General features: G+C 67.6%; 17 protein-coding genes and 1 pseudogene. 11 read left to right on the top strand and 7 right to left on the bottom strand.

From position 1 onward, the window contains the following. Positions 1-14 precede the first annotated feature (14 nt). From JZ791_RS08210 to JZ791_RS08200, 3 genes are read right to left on the bottom strand one after another with little or no spacing between them, the layout of a single operon-like run. Positions 15-578 carry an HD domain-containing protein gene (locus JZ791_RS08210; RefSeq protein ID WP_216893590.1) on the bottom strand — a complete coding sequence of 188 codons (564 nt, stop codon included), beginning with the start codon at positions 576-578 and terminating at the stop codon, positions 15-17. Then, positions 575-1,060 (bottom strand): cupin domain-containing protein, encoded by a 486-nt coding sequence (locus JZ791_RS08205; RefSeq protein ID WP_216893589.1) that lies wholly within the window; start codon positions 1,058-1,060, stop codon positions 575-577. The genes JZ791_RS08210 and JZ791_RS08205 overlap by 4 nt, the downstream gene beginning before the upstream one ends. Before the next feature lie 21 nt (positions 1,061-1,081). Further along, positions 1,082-1,378, bottom strand: a complete 297-nt coding sequence (locus JZ791_RS08200) for a DUF6881 domain-containing protein (RefSeq protein ID WP_216893588.1) — start codon at positions 1,376-1,378, stop codon at positions 1,082-1,084. A gap of 301 nt (positions 1,379-1,679) precedes the next feature. Between JZ791_RS08200 and JZ791_RS08195 the strand changes: the two genes are divergently transcribed. The 7 genes and pseudogenes from JZ791_RS08195 (at position 1,680) to JZ791_RS47155 (ending at position 8,470) form a co-directional block, all read left to right on the top strand. Then, positions 1,680-2,843 (top strand): glycosyltransferase, encoded by a 1,164-nt coding sequence (locus JZ791_RS08195; RefSeq protein ID WP_216893587.1) that lies wholly within the window; start codon positions 1,680-1,682, stop codon positions 2,841-2,843. Positions 2,844-2,873: 30 nt separating this feature from the next. Next, complete coding sequence (locus tag JZ791_RS08190) at positions 2,874-3,068, top strand: DUF3046 domain-containing protein (RefSeq protein ID WP_216893586.1); 195 nt, start codon at positions 2,874-2,876, stop codon at positions 3,066-3,068. Positions 3,069-3,189: 121 nt separating this feature from the next. Further along, positions 3,190-4,107: an SAM-dependent methyltransferase gene (locus JZ791_RS08185; protein ID WP_216893585.1), complete on the top strand. Its 918-nt coding sequence runs from the start codon at positions 3,190-3,192 to the stop codon at positions 4,105-4,107. Positions 4,108-4,188: 81 nt separating this feature from the next. Continuing rightward, complete coding sequence (locus JZ791_RS08180) at positions 4,189-5,217, top strand: Lrp/AsnC family transcriptional regulator (RefSeq protein WP_308162835.1); 1,029 nt, start codon at positions 4,189-4,191, stop codon at positions 5,215-5,217. A gap of 177 nt (positions 5,218-5,394) precedes the next feature. Then, a complete protein-coding gene (gene recA, locus JZ791_RS08175; RefSeq protein WP_216893584.1) occupies positions 5,395-6,438 on the top strand; it encodes a recombinase RecA in 1,044 nt (347 codons plus the stop codon). An 832-nt stretch (positions 6,439-7,270) separates the two neighbouring features. Then, a pseudogene (recX, locus tag JZ791_RS44815) lies at positions 7,271-7,837 on the top strand (recombination regulator RecX); the annotation flags it as partial. 234 nt (positions 7,838-8,071) lie between these two features. Further along, a complete protein-coding gene (locus tag JZ791_RS47155; protein WP_438804491.1) occupies positions 8,072-8,470 on the top strand; it encodes a hypothetical protein in 399 nt (132 codons plus the stop codon). A 448-nt stretch (positions 8,471-8,918) separates the two neighbouring features. Here the strand turns inward: JZ791_RS47155 and JZ791_RS44810 are convergent, their stop codons facing one another. After that, positions 8,919-9,323, bottom strand: coding sequence for a hypothetical protein (locus JZ791_RS44810; RefSeq protein WP_254205363.1), 405 nt, complete (start codon positions 9,321-9,323; stop codon positions 8,919-8,921). 31 nt (positions 9,324-9,354) lie between these two features. Next, complete coding sequence (locus JZ791_RS08160) at positions 9,355-10,242, bottom strand: oxidoreductase (protein WP_216893583.1); 888 nt, start codon at positions 10,240-10,242, stop codon at positions 9,355-9,357. 63 nt (positions 10,243-10,305) lie between these two features. Between JZ791_RS08160 and JZ791_RS08155 the strand changes: the two genes are divergently transcribed. The 3 genes from JZ791_RS08155 to JZ791_RS08145 all read left to right on the top strand — a co-directional run bounded on the left by JZ791_RS08155 (position 10,306) and on the right by JZ791_RS08145 (position 12,210). Next, entirely contained in the window at positions 10,306-10,887 is a 582-nt protein-coding gene (locus tag JZ791_RS08155) for a TetR/AcrR family transcriptional regulator (RefSeq protein WP_216893582.1), read from the top strand. A 76-nt stretch (positions 10,888-10,963) separates the two neighbouring features. After that, positions 10,964-11,395 carry an Rrf2 family transcriptional regulator gene (locus JZ791_RS08150; protein ID WP_216893581.1) on the top strand — a complete coding sequence of 144 codons (432 nt, stop codon included), beginning with the start codon at positions 10,964-10,966 and terminating at the stop codon, positions 11,393-11,395. Between the two features lie 77 nt (positions 11,396-11,472). Further along, on the top strand, positions 11,473-12,210 hold the full coding sequence (locus JZ791_RS08145; RefSeq protein ID WP_216893580.1) for an SDR family NAD(P)-dependent oxidoreductase: 738 nt from the start codon (positions 11,473-11,475) through the stop codon (positions 12,208-12,210). A gap of 5 nt (positions 12,211-12,215) precedes the next feature. Here the strand turns inward: JZ791_RS08145 and JZ791_RS08140 are convergent, their stop codons facing one another. After that, complete coding sequence (locus JZ791_RS08140; protein ID WP_216893579.1) at positions 12,216-12,527, bottom strand: hypothetical protein; 312 nt, start codon at positions 12,525-12,527, stop codon at positions 12,216-12,218. A 122-nt stretch (positions 12,528-12,649) separates the two neighbouring features. Continuing rightward, complete coding sequence (gene bla, locus JZ791_RS08135; RefSeq protein ID WP_216893578.1) at positions 12,650-13,594, bottom strand: class A beta-lactamase; 945 nt, start codon at positions 13,592-13,594, stop codon at positions 12,650-12,652. A 150-nt stretch (positions 13,595-13,744) separates the two neighbouring features. Here bla and JZ791_RS08130 point away from each other — a divergent pair, with 150 nt between their 5' ends. Then, positions 13,745-14,653: a LysR family transcriptional regulator gene (locus tag JZ791_RS08130; protein WP_216893577.1), complete on the top strand. Its 909-nt coding sequence runs from the start codon at positions 13,745-13,747 to the stop codon at positions 14,651-14,653. Positions 14,654-14,672 lie beyond the last annotated feature (19 nt).

Genomic DNA, 14,672 nt, shown 5'->3' with positions numbered 1-14,672 from the left:
CGCTGCCGGAGTCGCTACCTCCCCGATCGGGCGGCGACTCGCTCCACGACCGGTCGCCACGATTCCAGCGGACGCACCGGCAGGCCGACGACCTTGCCCGCGTCGTCGGCGCGCCGCAGCGTGAGCGCGGCGGCGAAATCGGGGTCATGCTCGAATTCCGCCACCTCCACGGCATTCATCGGCCCACCCTGGGCCGTCAGGGTGCGCCGGCTGGAGGCGGACAGGCTCACGGCGTGCTCCGAATCCGTCGCCACCAGATAGCGTTTCGCGACGACGTGCAGTTCGACCAGGCGAGCCACCCGCTCGCCCAGCAGCCCGCGCACCGCGGCCGCGCCGTGCCGCCCGTGACCGGCGTCGTCACCGGGGACCAGCGTGTGGCCGATATCGTGCACCAGGCCCGCGATCTGGAGTTCCTCGTCCTCGGGGTGGTCGCGGCGCAGCAGTTGCGCGCATTGGCGATCGTGGTCGAGGATGTCGACCGGATCACCGCCGCGGTCGGGCATATCCCAGACGTCCGCGCAGTCGGCGAGCAGGTTCATCAGCTCGTCCACGGTCGTGAACGGACTGCCCGTGCTCATGATTCGGCCGGATGGTGCGGATCCACCCACGGCACGGTCTCCGGGTCGCCCTCGAGGTCGTCGATATCCAGATTGACCACGACCGGTTCCTGATCGCTGCGGATGACCACGCAGCTCAATGTCGAATCCTCCAGCGCGTTGATCTCCTGATGCGGGACGAACGGCGGAACATAGATGAAATCGCCCGGCCCGGCCTCGGCCAGATATTCCAGCCGCTCACCCCACCGCATCCGGGCGCGTCCGGCGACGACGTAGATGACGCTCTCCAGCGGACCGTGATGGTGCGCCCCCGTGGCCGCACCGGGCTCGATCGCCACCGTGCCCGCCCAGATCTTGGCCGCGCCGGTCATCGCGCGGCTGACCGCGGCCTCCCGATGCATACCCGGGGTCTGCGCGGTGTTCGAGTCGAGCCGGTCGCCGGGGACGACCCGTACGCCGTGCTCGCGCCAGTCGGCGGGCGGGTGATCGGATGTTTCGGACATGGCATCCTCCTCGAGCGCATACTAACCAAGGTCGATATCGGCGCCATGTTCTCGCGCGGCCGACCACATCGTCTCGAACTCCGCGACTTCGATTCGGACGGCCGTGAATTCGGCGTCGGCGTCGATCTCCTCGGGCGCCGGCGTCGGCGCCTGCCCCAACTCGATGGTGGCGGTCTCGTGCGTGGCGTCGGCCCACTCCATATGGCCGTCCCGGTAGACGTCGACCTTGCGCACCTCGTAGTCGTCATCACCGATCTCACTGAACAGATCGACCGGCTCATCGTCGAAGTCGTGATGCCAGCGGACTTCAGATACCAACTCATCGACTCGTCTTTCCTTGCGCCCCATCCGGCCGCAGCCTGCGGTGTGTGACCGGTCAGATGGAGATCAGTCTATGTGTGACCGATCAGACATGGAGCGGTCGATGGGTGTGTGACCGGTCAGACAGAGAGCAATTCGCCCAGGGTGAAGGGCGCATCGGTGAGGCGTTTGCCGGTGGCGTCAAGGATTCACGCCGTCTCTGTGCGGAGGTGCTCATCGGCGTATCGAGCGGCGACCGTCCGGCGTCGGAGTGAACGGGCATCATGCCTTCGATGAGCGATGTGGCAGTCTGTTTCGCATGCGAGTGGCTGTGGTCGCGGGACCGGATCCCGGACATGCGTTTCCGGCAATCGCGCTGTGCACGCGGCTGCTCGCCGCGGGTGACGAGCCGGTGTTGTTCACCGGGCCACGCTGGTTCGACGCGGCGCGCGGCGCGGGGATCGGGGTGCGGCGGCTCAAGGGGCTGGCGCCGCGGCCCGAGGACGACGACGGCGACGCCGGGCAGCGCATCCACGAACGCGCCGCGCACATCTCCACGGAGATCCTGCCCGATCTCGGCGCCATGCTGCCGGAACTGGTGATCGCCGATGTGCTCACCGTGGGCGGCGGCATGGCCGCCGAACGCCTCGGTGTGCCGTGGGTGGAGCTGTCGCCGCATCCGCTGTATCTGCCGTCGAAGGCCTTGCCGCCCATCGGAAGTGGGCTCGCGCCGGGGCAGGGACTGCGTGGGCGGGCGCGAGATACTGTGCTGCGCGGCCTGACCGCGCGCGCGATCGCCCGTGGCGAGCAGCAGCGTGGGGCGGCGCGTGTCGGTGTCGGTCTGCCGCACGAGGATCCGGGCCCGGTCGCGCGGTTGATCGCGACCCTGCCCGCACTGGAGGTGCCGCGCCCGGACTGGCCGGAGCACGCGCATGTGATCGGCCCGCTGCTGTGGGAGCCGACCGATCACGTGCTGCCGTTGCCGCCGGGTGACGATCCGCTGGTCGTCGTCGCCCCGTCGACCGCGCACACCGGGGTCGAGGGGATGGCGCGGGCGGTGCTGGATGCCCTGGACGGAGCCGGTGTGCGCGTGGCGATTTCGATGCTCGACACCCCGCCGAGCGAGTTGCCGCCGTGGGCGACTGCGGGACTGGGGCGTCAGGACGAGCTGCTGCGGCACGCGGCGGTCGTCGTCGGCGGTGGCGGGCACGGTCTGCTGGCCAAGAGCCTGCTCGCCGGGGTGCCGATCGTCACCGTGCCGGGCGGTGGCGATCAGTGGGAGCTGGCGAATCGCGCTGTGCGCCAGGGGAGTTCGATTCTGGTGCGACCGTTCACCGGCGAGGCCGTGCGGGCGGCGGTGCGTAAAGTGGTGGCCGAGCCCGCGTTCCGGGATGCCGCGGAGGCGGCGGCGCGGACTGTGGCGCAGGTGGCGGACCCGGTCGAGATCTGTCACCGCGTGGTGGACGGTGTCCCGTCCCGGTGATCCCGCGCGGTCGCCTGTAGCCTCGGAACAGTGCGATTGACGGAATTCCAGGAAATGTTGCATACCGAATTCGGGGTGTCCCGAGGCGATGTCCTGCTGACCGATCACGTACTGCCGTCGATGGGCGGTCGTACCGGCGCGCAGGCCATCGAGGAGGGCGCCGATCCTCGCGACGTCTGGCGTGCGCTGTGCGCCGATTTCGACGTCCCGCGGGGACGCTGGTAATTCGGCGCGTGCGGGGTGATCATGGCGGAAGTGCCCCGGAGATCACTCCGTCGTGGAGGAAAATCGTAGATCGATCGCGGGTGACTGTCGTGTCCTCGGGTGCGCCGATAGCGTGATCTTCATGCGTAGCGACACAGACAACTGGGATATCACCACCAGCGTCGGATCCACCGCGTTGTTCGTCGCGGCCGCCCGGGCGCTGGCCGGGCGGCAGCAGGACCCCCTCGCGGTCGATCGGCTGGCCGACGGATTCCTGCGGGCCGCGGGCGGGGAGTGGGCGCAACTGATCGATGAGCCCGATCGCGTCCGTGATCACCCGCTGCTGTCACCGGATTTCGGATTGCCCTTCCAAGACCATATCGCCGCCCGGACCCGGTATTTCGACGCCTATATGCGGGATGCGCGCGAGCACGGGATCCGGCAGGTGGTGATCCTCGCGGCCGGACTGGATACCCGCGCCTACCGGCTGTCCTGCCTGGAGGGCGCCACGGTCTACGAACTCGATCGCGCTCCGGTGCTCGAATTCAAGCGGGACACGCTGGGCGCCGCCGGGATCACGCCGCTCGCCGACCGGCACGAGGTCGCGGTGGATCTGCGTGAGGAATGGCTGGAAGCATTGCGGGACAGCGGTTTCGATGCGAGTCTCGCCACCGCGTGGCTGCTCGAGGGGTTGCTGATCTACGTGACGCCCGAGGCGCAGGATCGGCTGTTCGCCACGATCGCGTCGGCCGGCGTGCGGCACAGTCGTGTCGCCGTGGAGCAGATGATGCCGCTGCCCCGGGAGGTCTATCAGGAGCTCACGACGCCGGAGGAGGTCGACGGCGAGGTTGCCGAAACGCAGGGCGACTGGGCGCGAATGATCTACAATGATCCGAGATCAGATGCGGCACAGTGGTTTTCCGATAACGGATGGTATGCCGAGCGGGTCGAGCTGCTGGACTATCTGCGCGCGCAGGGCCGGGCGGCGCCCGATCCCGTCGTCGTCAGCGGTGGTCACGTTCCGGGTCTGATCAATCTGGTCACCGCTGTGCGCGAATGAGTTCGCCGGCCGGTCCCGTCGCCGGTCGTGCGGCATACTGGATATTCACCAGGTCAACCGGCGGCAGGGGGGATCGTTTCCGTGGCTGTCGACGAGGCGGACGCGCTGGATCTGCTGGACAAACGGATCGTGCACGGGCTGGTCGTCGATCCGCGTATTCCGTTCGCGACGCTCGGCGCGATCCTGGAGGTGTCCGAGCAGACCGTCGCGCGCCGGTACCGGTCGCTGCGCGAACGCGGCATCCTGCATGTCAGCGGGCTGGTGAACGTCGTCCCGCTGGGCAGTACGCGCTGGATGCTGCGGCTGTGCTCGGCTCCGGACAAGGCGCTGCGGCTGGCCGAATCGCTGACCAGGCTGCCCGATGTCAGCTGGGTGACGCTGCTGTCGACCGGCGCGGAGGTGACGTGCGTGAGTCGTCCGCGCACGAATGAGCAGCGAGACGCCTTGTTGCTCAACACTATTCCCCGGGCGCCGCAGGTCATCGGCGTCAACGCGTACGAGATCATGTATCGGTTCTCGCTGGCACAGGAGTGGCCCAAATTCGGCGGACTGCTCACGGCGGACCAGCTCGAGCGGCTGGGTCCGCGGCGTGGGGGCACGAGCGATCTGCCGGGCACGGCCTCGATCGAGCTCTCGGCGCCGGACGAGGCGATGCTCGCGGTGCTGGCCCGCGACGGCCGTGCGCCCTACTCCCGGATCGCCGCCGCCACCGGCTGGAGTCCCGCCCGGGCCGCACGGCGCGTGAGCGAGCTGACGGAGGCGGGCGTGCTGTATTTCGATCTGGATTTCGCGCTGGAGAAGATGGGGTATTCGGTACTGGCGTCGCTGTGGCTGCGCGTGCGGCCCGCCGAACTGGACGCGGTGGGGCGGGCGCTGGCCACGCATCCGGAGGTGGCGTTCGTGGCCGCCTCCACCGGGGCGACGAATCTGCTGGCCTCGATCGTGTGCCGGGATATCGCGCATCTGTACCGGTACGTCACCGAGCGGCTGGGTTCGCTCGAAGGCGTCACCGATGTGGAGGTGACCCCGGCGCTGCGGGTGTTCAAGCAGGCGCAGGCACTGATGGGAGTCGATCGGATCGCGGCGGTACAGTCGCCGCCGGCACGGTAGAGGGCCGCTGCTTCCGGTCGTTTCCGAGGGGGCTCGGGGCGTTTCCGCGTGTTTTGCGGGCGCGTCGCTTGCGTCGAACAGGTGTTCGTTTATGCTTGCCGTCAGAACTTGTCGGTGCCGCCCTCTAGTGTGGGCGCCAACCACATAAGGACACCCACAAAAAAGGGGAATCGGACGATGGCACCACAGGCCTACGATCGCGATAAGGCGCTCGAGCTCGCGCTGGCGCAAGTCGAGAAGAGCTTCGGCAAGGGCGCGGTCATGCGCCTGGGAGAAGAGGCGCGCCAGCCTATTTCGGTCATCCCGAGCGGGTCGATCGCGCTGGACGTGGCCTTGGGCCTGGGTGGTTATCCGCGCGGCCGCATCGTCGAGATCTACGGTCCGGAGTCCTCCGGTAAGACCACGGTCGCCCTGCACGCGATCGCCAATGCCCAGGCCGCCGGCGGCGTCGCGGCCATCATCGACGCCGAGCACGCCCTTGACCCCGAGTACGCCCGTAAGCTCGGCGTCGACACCGACGCCCTGCTGGTCTCCCAGCCGGACACCGGTGAGCAGGCCCTCGAGATCGCCGATATGCTGATCCGCTCCGGCGCCCTGGCCATCATCGTCATCGACTCGGTGGCCGCCCTTGTCCCCCGCGCCGAGATCGAGGGCGAGATGGGCGACAGCCACGTCGGTTTGCAGGCCCGGCTGATGAGCCAGGCTCTGCGCAAGATCACCAGCGCCCTCAACAACTCCGGCACCACCGCGGTCTTCATCAACCAGCTCCGCGAGAAGATCGGCGTCATGTTCGGCTCGCCCGAGACCACCACCGGTGGTAAGGCGCTGAAGTTCTACGCCTCCGTGCGTCTGGACATCCGGCGCATCGAGACGCTCAAGGACGGCACCGACGCGGTGGGCAACCGCACCCGGGTGAAGGTCGTGAAGAACAAGGTCGCGCCGCCGTTCAAGCAGGCCGAGTTCGACATTCTCTACGGTGTGGGCATCTCCAAGGAGGGCTCGATCATCGATATGGGTGTCGAGCACGGATTCGTCCGCAAGTCCGGCTCCTGGTACACCTACGAGGGCGATCAGCTCGGCCAGGGCAAGGAGAACGCCCGCAAGTTCCTGTTGGAAAACCCCGACGTCCGCGACGAGATCGAGAAGAAGATCGCGGAAAAGCTCGGCATCGGTGCAGATGTCACCGCAGACACGGGCGCCGAAGCGCCCGTTGACTTCTGAACCGATGCCGGACCGGGGAACGCCGGGGTCCGGGTCATCCCGTGACCCTGGCGCGACTCGGCTCGATGAAGTAGAGCTGCTGCGGCGGCAGATAGAGCAGCTGGAGTCCGGGGGGCGGTCGGACGAGGATGCTGACCGGCCCGGATCTCCTCGGCCGCAACGTCGTTCGGGGCGGAAGAAGCGGGCGGGCGCGGGGGAGGGGGCTGCGGTCGGTGGTGTGTTTCGCTCGGACGGTGGGGCTGTCGAGTCGGACGCTGGTGTCGACCAGGGGTGCCGTCGCGTCATCGGTACAAGTGACGCCAGTGCAGAGTCGTCGCCGACCGAGGAACCTTCACTCGAAGAATTGATGAAGCGGCCTGTCAGCGCCGGTCCCGGGGAAAGGATCCGGGAGGTCGTTGATCCCTGGTCCGGAAGTCGTTCTCGCCGAAAGGATTCGGAGAGCATTTCTCCGCGAGATGCCAGGACGTGTCGGCCGTCGGACGACCGGGCGTTCGGGAATGCGGATCTCAGTAGCGAATCGTTCGGTTCCGGTCGCCGTGCTGGATTCGGATCCAGGCAGGGTGCCGAACGATCCGAGCGCGAGCCGGAGCGTGGTGTGCCAAGGGGCACTATGCCCGGCGATGACCTTCCGGAGTCTCATGACCTTCCGGAGTCCGGAGCGGGGCATCGTGCCCATCGAGGATCCGCGCGTGGCAAGAATGCCGGAAACTCACTGCGGCAAGATGATTCGACGAGCCGGTCGGCGCTTGGTGGGCGGGCTGAGGATACTGCGGCCGACCGAGAACCCGAGGCACGTCAGCGTGTCCATCGGCAAGCGGGTGCATTCGGCGATGTGGCATCCGAGTCCACCGCCTTACGCGATGAATCGTCCGAGCCAGAGGCCGGTCGCCGCACCCGCAGGGGAGGGCGGCGTGGTGCGGAGTCCGGCCACGAACCGCAGGGCGGGACGGAGGCGCAGGCCAAGGAGACCTGCCTGCGGTTGCTCACCGATCGTGCTCGTAGCCGGGCTGAACTGGCGGATAAGTTGGCGGCCAAGGGGTTTACGCCCGAGATCACCGAGCGAACGCTGGACAGGCTCGCTACGGTCGGGCTGATCAACGATGCGGCATTCGCCGAACAGTGGGTGCATTCTCGGCACGCCTACTCCGGCAAGGGTAAGAAGGTGCTTGCCCAGGAGCTGCGCCGCAAGGGGATTACCCCCGAGGACGCCGCACCTGCTCTGGAGTCCATCAGCGCCGACGACGAACGGTCCCGCGCCGGCGAGCTGGTCCGCCAGAAACTTCGCACGCTTCCCGCGAATCTGGAGCGCGACAAGGCGATCCGCCGTTTGGTGGGTCTGCTCGCTCGTCGTGGCTACGATCCCTCCACCGCCTACTCGGTGGTCACCGCGGAACTGGCGACGGTCGAATTCCCCGACCCGCCCCGCCACGACGAGCAGTACTCGGATCAGCACTCTGCGAATAGCCTGTCCGGCTCCGAACGGTTGCGACGGCGACACCCCAAACCCGCACCGCAATGGCGAACAGAGTCGGACGATCGCGCCGCCGCCCATGCCGCAGCGCGCGCACAGGAATCCGTGGGCAAACCGTACGACGATTTCGCTCTCGCCTGGATTCGCCGGAAGCTGCGTGAGATGCCCGAATACGCACGCAATCCGCTCGAGTTCCGCCGCCTCATAGATGAACTGGTCGCTCGTGGATACAGCTTCAACGCTGCCAGTACTGCGCTGATCGAGGCGACGGGAATCGAATCCCCAGGCCCGCCCGAGCAGGAGTGCTCGGATTCGGGAGAAGAGGGCGCCGATGTAGCAGCGCCGGTCTTGCGCGCCGTACCGGCCGACACGTCGACAGATACCGACACCGACGATGCCGCTATCGCCCTACTGCGTCGCAAGCTGCACGCCATGTCCCCAGACCTGGACCGCGACAAGAAGATTCGCCGCCTGGTAGGTCTACTGGCCCGTCGCGGCTACAGCCCCTCTCAGGCCTACGCGACCGTCAAGGCCGAACTGGCGGCCGCCGACGAGCGGTAGGCGTCGGCTGTGCCGGGTGAGCGCAACCGACGCCTTGGTCCGGTGCTTCCAGGCAGGCCCTTGTCGGGCGACACCGAGTGTCACGGAGTCCCGCGCGTGAGAGGAAGATTCGCCGCGTGGTGGGTCTGCTTGCCGTGGCTCAACTCCTCTCATGCCTACATGACCGTCCAGGCCGAGTTGGCGGCCCATGCCGACCGGTAGGCATCTGCTGCGCTGAGGTGAGTGCGGGTGATGCGTTTGCCTCGGGGCGGGCACGGTGTCGGCGACGCCGACTGTCACGGAGTCCACGCTCGCGAGAAGATCCGTCGTCTGGTCGGCTTTGTTGGCTCACAGTGGCTCAGCCCCTCCCATGCCTACCTCACGGTCAAGGTCGAACCGGCAACGACCGGTAGGCATCCGCCTCGCCCGGGCGCGGTCGACGGGCCTGTCCACTCGCGTGTACCTCGGGTTACTCCGGAACGAGCAGGTCCTCGATGGCGCCGACCGGCACGGAGTCCTGCGCTGCGGCGGACAGGTTCGGGTCCACCGTCACCAGCGCATCGGCCTGTAAACGGGTGATCGCGAGGTATTCGGCGGTCCTGATCCTGTCCCAGCCCTTGCTCCGGGCCAGCTGCGGCGCGGCGCGGCGTGACGCGCGATCGCCGAGCAGCCGGATCTTCGTCTCGGTGATTCGCTCATGTGCTGCGAGAGCGTCCTTTTCGGTGCGCCTGCCCGCATGGACGTCCTGAAGCAGCAGTTCCAGTGCCTCCGACCGGATCGAGTTGGGGGCGACCAGCCGGTGGCTCGGATCGACACGGAGTCCGGCATCCACGAGATGGAGCAGGGTCGGGGCGTCGATCACGTAGCGAGCCATAGGTGTTCAGCGTAGTGACCCGACGTGCGGCTCAGGCTGCCAGCGGTGAGGGGATCCCGGTGAGCCGTTCGGATTCGGTCCACAGACGCCGGGCCAGTTCCGGATCCCGTGCGGTGTCCGAGCGCTCGAGCGATTGCGCGCCGCCGCGCATATGCATGAGGTGACGCGGGCCGGTGAAGCTGTCGCCGGGCAGGTCAGCGACGGCCGCGTACAGGACGGGCAGCGCGCCGTGATCGGAATCCTGGGCCAGGAGCCGGATCGCGATCGCCCACAGCACGGAGTGCGCGGTGCGCGGGCCCGAATTGTTGTAGATGTTCGTCGCGACCATGCCTGGGTGTGCGGCCATGGCCAGTACCGGTGATCCCGAGGCGGTGAGCCGGCGTTGGAGTTCCGTTGTGAACAGTAGGTTCGCCATTTTCGAATCGGCGTAGGCGCGGGACTGTTCGTAGGGGCGGCGCTCCCAGTTCGGGTCGTCGAGGTCGAGGTGGGCCATGCGCTCGGCCAGTGAGGCCAGGGTGACCACCCGGCCGGTGAGGTGCTCGAGCAGCAGGGTGGTCAGTGCGAAGTGACCCAGGTGGTTGATGCCGAATTTCGACTCGAATCCGTCTGCGGTGCGGGTCAGTGTGGGCCCCGAGACACCCGCGTTGTTGATCAGCAGGTCGATCGGCCCATCCCAGTGCGCGGCGAAATCGCGCACCGAGCTCAGGTCGGCGAGATCGAGCTCTCGGACCTCGGTCGCGCCGAGCATGGCGGCCGCGGCCGTCTGCCCCTTGACGAGATCGCGCACGGCCAGCACGACGTGGGCGCCGGCCGCGGCGAGCGCCTGAGCGGTCGAGCGTCCGATACCACTGTTGGCGCCGGTCACGATCGCGGTCTTGCCGGTCAAATTGGGGATCTGCGGGATATCGAATGTAGTCATAGACAACAATGTATCTCCTGACAACATTGTAGTCAACGGCTACATTGACTGTTAGGGTGTGGTATGACCGATCGCGCCTATCACCACGGTGACCTGCGGGCGGCGTTGCTCGCCGAGGCGGAGCGCACGCTGCGGGAGCAGGGCATCGACCATCTGTCGCTACGCGATCTCGCCCGGCAGGTAGGCGTCAGCCACGCCGCACCGCGCCGCCACTTCGCCGACCGCAAGGCACTGCTGGACGCCTTGGCCGAGGCCGGATTCGCCCGGCTGGGCGACAGTGTGCGCGCGGCGATCGACGGCTCGGAGGACTATCGCGAACAACTACTCGGCGCGGGGCGAGCCTTCGTGGAGTTCGCGGCGAACGACGCGAACCTGTTCGAGTTGATGTTCGCCGCTAAACTGGACGAGCCTTCCCCGGCCCTGGAGAAGGCCTCGACCCGGCTGTTCGCGGCGTACGGCGCGCTGATCGAGGAGGGGCAGCGGGCCGATGTACTGCCGCCGGGCGATCCGTGGCGGCTGCAACTGCTACTGGCCGCGACCATGCAGGGCATCGCCGTGCTGGTGACCTCGGGTCGTGCACCGGGCGAGATGATCGATCCGCTCGTCACCGACGCGGTCGCACTGTTCACCCGCGCCGGTTCGTGATGGGTATGAGTGCACGAAAGGTCTTGCCGCAAAGGTGTCGTAACTATTATGGTTACAACATGATCGGAGGTGCGAGATGAGTGCCAACAGCAGGCTGACCATCGCCGCGCATGCTCTGACCTGGATCGGGCTGTACCAGCGCCGCGGTAACGAGGTCGCCACCTCCGAGCAGATCGCCACGAGTGTCAACACCAACCCGGTGGTGATTCGTCGCCTGCTGTCCGAACTGCGCTCGGCAGGCTTGGTCGAGTCCCGGCGCGGCGCCGGGGCCGGATGGATGCTGTCGCGTGAGTTGGCGGCGATCAGTCTGCGCGATGTGTACGACGCGATCGAACCGGGGCCGGTTTTCGCGCTGCATTCCTCGACGCCCGACCCTGAATGTGTTGTGGGGCATGGCATCGGCCCTGTCATGGCTGCCGTCTACGCCGGCGCCGAGGCTGCTCTCCGCGAGGAGTTGGCGAAGACCACGCTCGAAGACGTACTGCGGGATATATTGCGGGCCGCCTGACTTCGGCAATCCTGGGGTTTCGAACTCCTACCCGCGGCTTTGAATGTAACAAAAATGGTTACCACTAGGAGGTTCTCATGACACAGCTGAACGGCAAGACTGCCCTGGTCACCGGTGCGTCTACCGGCATCGGCCTGGCCATAGCCCGCCGGTTCGCGCAGGAGGGAGCGACGGTCTACCTGACCGGCCGCCGTAAGGTCGAGCTGGACGCCGCGGTCGAGCAGATCGGTGACCGCGCCATCGGAATCCGAAGCGACGTATCGAAACTCGATGATCTCGATCGGGTTTTCACCGAAATCGCCGAGCGCAGCGGACATCTCGACATCGTCGTCGCCAATGCCGGTGTCGGGGACTTCGGCCCGCTCGGCGAGATCACCGAGGAGGGCTTCGACCGTGTCACCGCGATCAACCTCAAGGGCACGGTCTTCACGATCCAGAAGGCGCTACCGCTGCTGTCGGCCGGTGCATCGGTAATCCTGCTGTCCTCCAGCGCGGCCCTGCGGGGCGTCCCGGGCCTGGGCATCTACGCGGCCACCAAGGCCGCCATCCGCAGCCTCGCCCGCACCTGGGCCGCCGAACTGGCCGTTCGCGGCATTCGAGTCAACGCCCTCACCCCCGGCCCCGTCGCCACCCCCGGCGCCGACGAACTACGAGCCGAGATTCCGCAGGGGGATCCGGCAGCCGCACCCACCCCACTCGGCCGAATCGGCCGTCCCGAGGAAGTCGCCGCCACTGCCGTCTACCTCGCTGGAGACCTGAGCTCCTTCACCACCGGTGCGGAGCTCTATGTCGATGGCGGCGTCACCCAGCTGTAGAGCGGCTACCGGCCCGGAGGGGAGGTGCCCACAGCGCGATCCATGCGTTGCGCGATGGCGAGGAACGCCACGCCCCAGCCGCTGCTGATCGCGATTTCCTGGAGCGCACCGGTCGGTGCGAATAGCAGCGAGATCTGGTGCAACACAGACTGATCCGGATCCGGTTGCCGCACCTGCCAGATCAGATCCCGGAGCTCGGCGATCGCCTGCTCAGGTTCGTCGAATCCCGACCAGGAGACATCGGTCCCCGGCAGAGCGACCACCTCGAGCACCGATTCCAAGGTGCGCGCGACTTCCTCATGATCGGCACGACACAAGAATCCGCAACCTCCGTGGTCTGGTCGACGCCGCTCCGGCAGTGCGTTGACCAGACCAGCATATCGACTCGTTCGACGGTGCCGCCTGAGTCGTCTCTCATCGCGGCCGTCATTCCCCCGGCTCAGCCGAGAGCCTGGAGGGTTGTGCTGGTGGCCTTGGCTACAAGCGCGTTGTCGTACGTGTCGTCGGGGAGGGGGCGGGTGGACATCACCGCCAGGACGATCGGGGCGCGGTTGGGGGGCCGCAGGACGGCGATGTCGGGGCGGGCGCCGTAGTAGCCGCAGTTGCCGGTCTTGTCGCCGACCACCCAGCCTGCGGGGACTCCGGCGCGGATGAGGCCGTCGCCTGTGGTGTTGGTGCGCAGCAGGGTGTTCAGGAGGGTGCGGTTGTCGGTGGGCAGGGTCGTGCCCAGGGCGTAGGTGCGCAGGTCGGTGGCCCAGGCTCGGGGGGTGGTGGTGTCGCGGGTGTCGCCGGGGACGGCCGTGTTCAGCTCGGGCTCGACGCGGTTGACGCTGGTGACCTGATCGCCCAGCTTGCGTAGATTCTGCTGGAGGCCCTGCGGTCCGCCGATGAGGCGGAACAGCAGGTCGGCTGCGGTGTTGTCGCTGTAACGTACGGCGGCGTCGAGCAGATCGCGTACCGTCATCCCTTCTGCCACATGCTGTTTCGTGATCGGAGCGTAGGCCAGGATGTCGGCGGGGGTGTAGGTGATGCGGCGATTCAGTTCGGCCGGATCCGCGGTGGTGAGGATCGCGCCTGCCTGCATCGCCTTGAAGGTCGAGCAGAACGGGAATCGTTCGTCGGCACGGTATTCCACGGTGTGCCCGGATCCGGTGTCGAGGGCGAAAACACCCAGGCGCGCATCGAATTCGGTTTCCAGCCCGGCCAATCGGTCGTGCAGTGCGGTGCCGCCGACCGACGTTGTCGCCGGTGCGGGAGAGGGGCCCGGGGCGTGCGGTGACGCGGCCGGATGCGAGCTCGAGCAGGCGGCCAGGGGCGCGAGCGTGGCGACAGCGGCGATCACGGCCGCACTGCGAGCCTTGGACAGCAGGGAGTTGAACGTCATGGTCGCCTTTCGATGGTCGATCGGCCGCCCGGGGAGCGGCGGCTGTGGCGAGCCTCCCACTCGGAAGCGATGCTGTCCAAGACGATAATCGGCTGAACAATGCCGATTCGGCATGGATGTCTCGACCTGAATTCGGCATAATGCGGTGTTGTGGATGTGGTTGCTGCCTGTCGGGCCTTCGTATCGGTCAGCAGCCACGGCAGTTTCACCGCGGGCGCCGCGGCGGCCCGGATTCCGCAGTCGGTGGCGAGCCGTCGCGTGGCGGCGCTCGAAGAACACCTCGGTGGGCGCTTACTCGACCGGACCTCGCGGACCGCGACGTTGACGCCGTTCGGGCGCGATCTGCTGCCCTCGGCGCGGCGATTGGTCGAACTCGCCGAGGCGATGCGGTTCGAGGCCGAACGCGCCCGTCGACGACCCCTGCGGATGGCGGTGCCCGCCGTCTGCGGGCCGTTGCCCCTGGCCCGTCTCGTCGCGGACGGGCAGCGGCTCGGGGTGAACCTCGACCTGCACCCGGCGCAGCCGCGCGAGCGGGCCGAACTGGCCCGCACCCAGGAGGTTCGCGCCGCGCTCGTCGCGGTGCCCGCCGATCGCGGAATCTGGCGAATTCCCCTGGGGCTGGCCGATATCGGTGGGCCCTATGTATCGCCGATCTTCCTCGAGACATTGCGCGCGGGCCGCGCGGACCGCGACAACATCCGTCGCCGGATCTGGATACAGCCCGAGGACGACGTGCCTCATATCCGGGATCGCATTGTCCGGCTGGGTGATTCGCTCGGCCTGCAACCCGTGCAGGTGGTCGTGGCCGGCGCGTTGGTCACCGCCGTCGCGGCCGTGCTGGATTCGGCTGATCTGCTGCTGTGCTCGGCGACCCAGGCCGCCGAATTCGGGCTCGCCTGGCGGCAGATCGGCGAGCTGGACGCCGCGCGTGGATACGACATCGCGGCCGCTCACCGTGAGGATGCCGATCGCATCGGATCCCTGTCGTCCGAGGCTATAGGGCGTTGCCTGGGTGTGTTGTACACCGATACGCGAGAGCAGGAGACCGGTGCTGTATGACGGCGGAACTGTCAGTGCG

The organism is Nocardia alni (genome assembly GCF_019038435.1).
In the GTDB taxonomy this organism is placed as follows: domain Bacteria; phylum Actinomycetota; class Actinomycetes; order Mycobacteriales; family Mycobacteriaceae; genus Nocardia; species Nocardia alni.
Note: the sequence above shows the minus strand (reverse complement) of the source record. Positions and strands in the feature narration are given on the sequence as shown.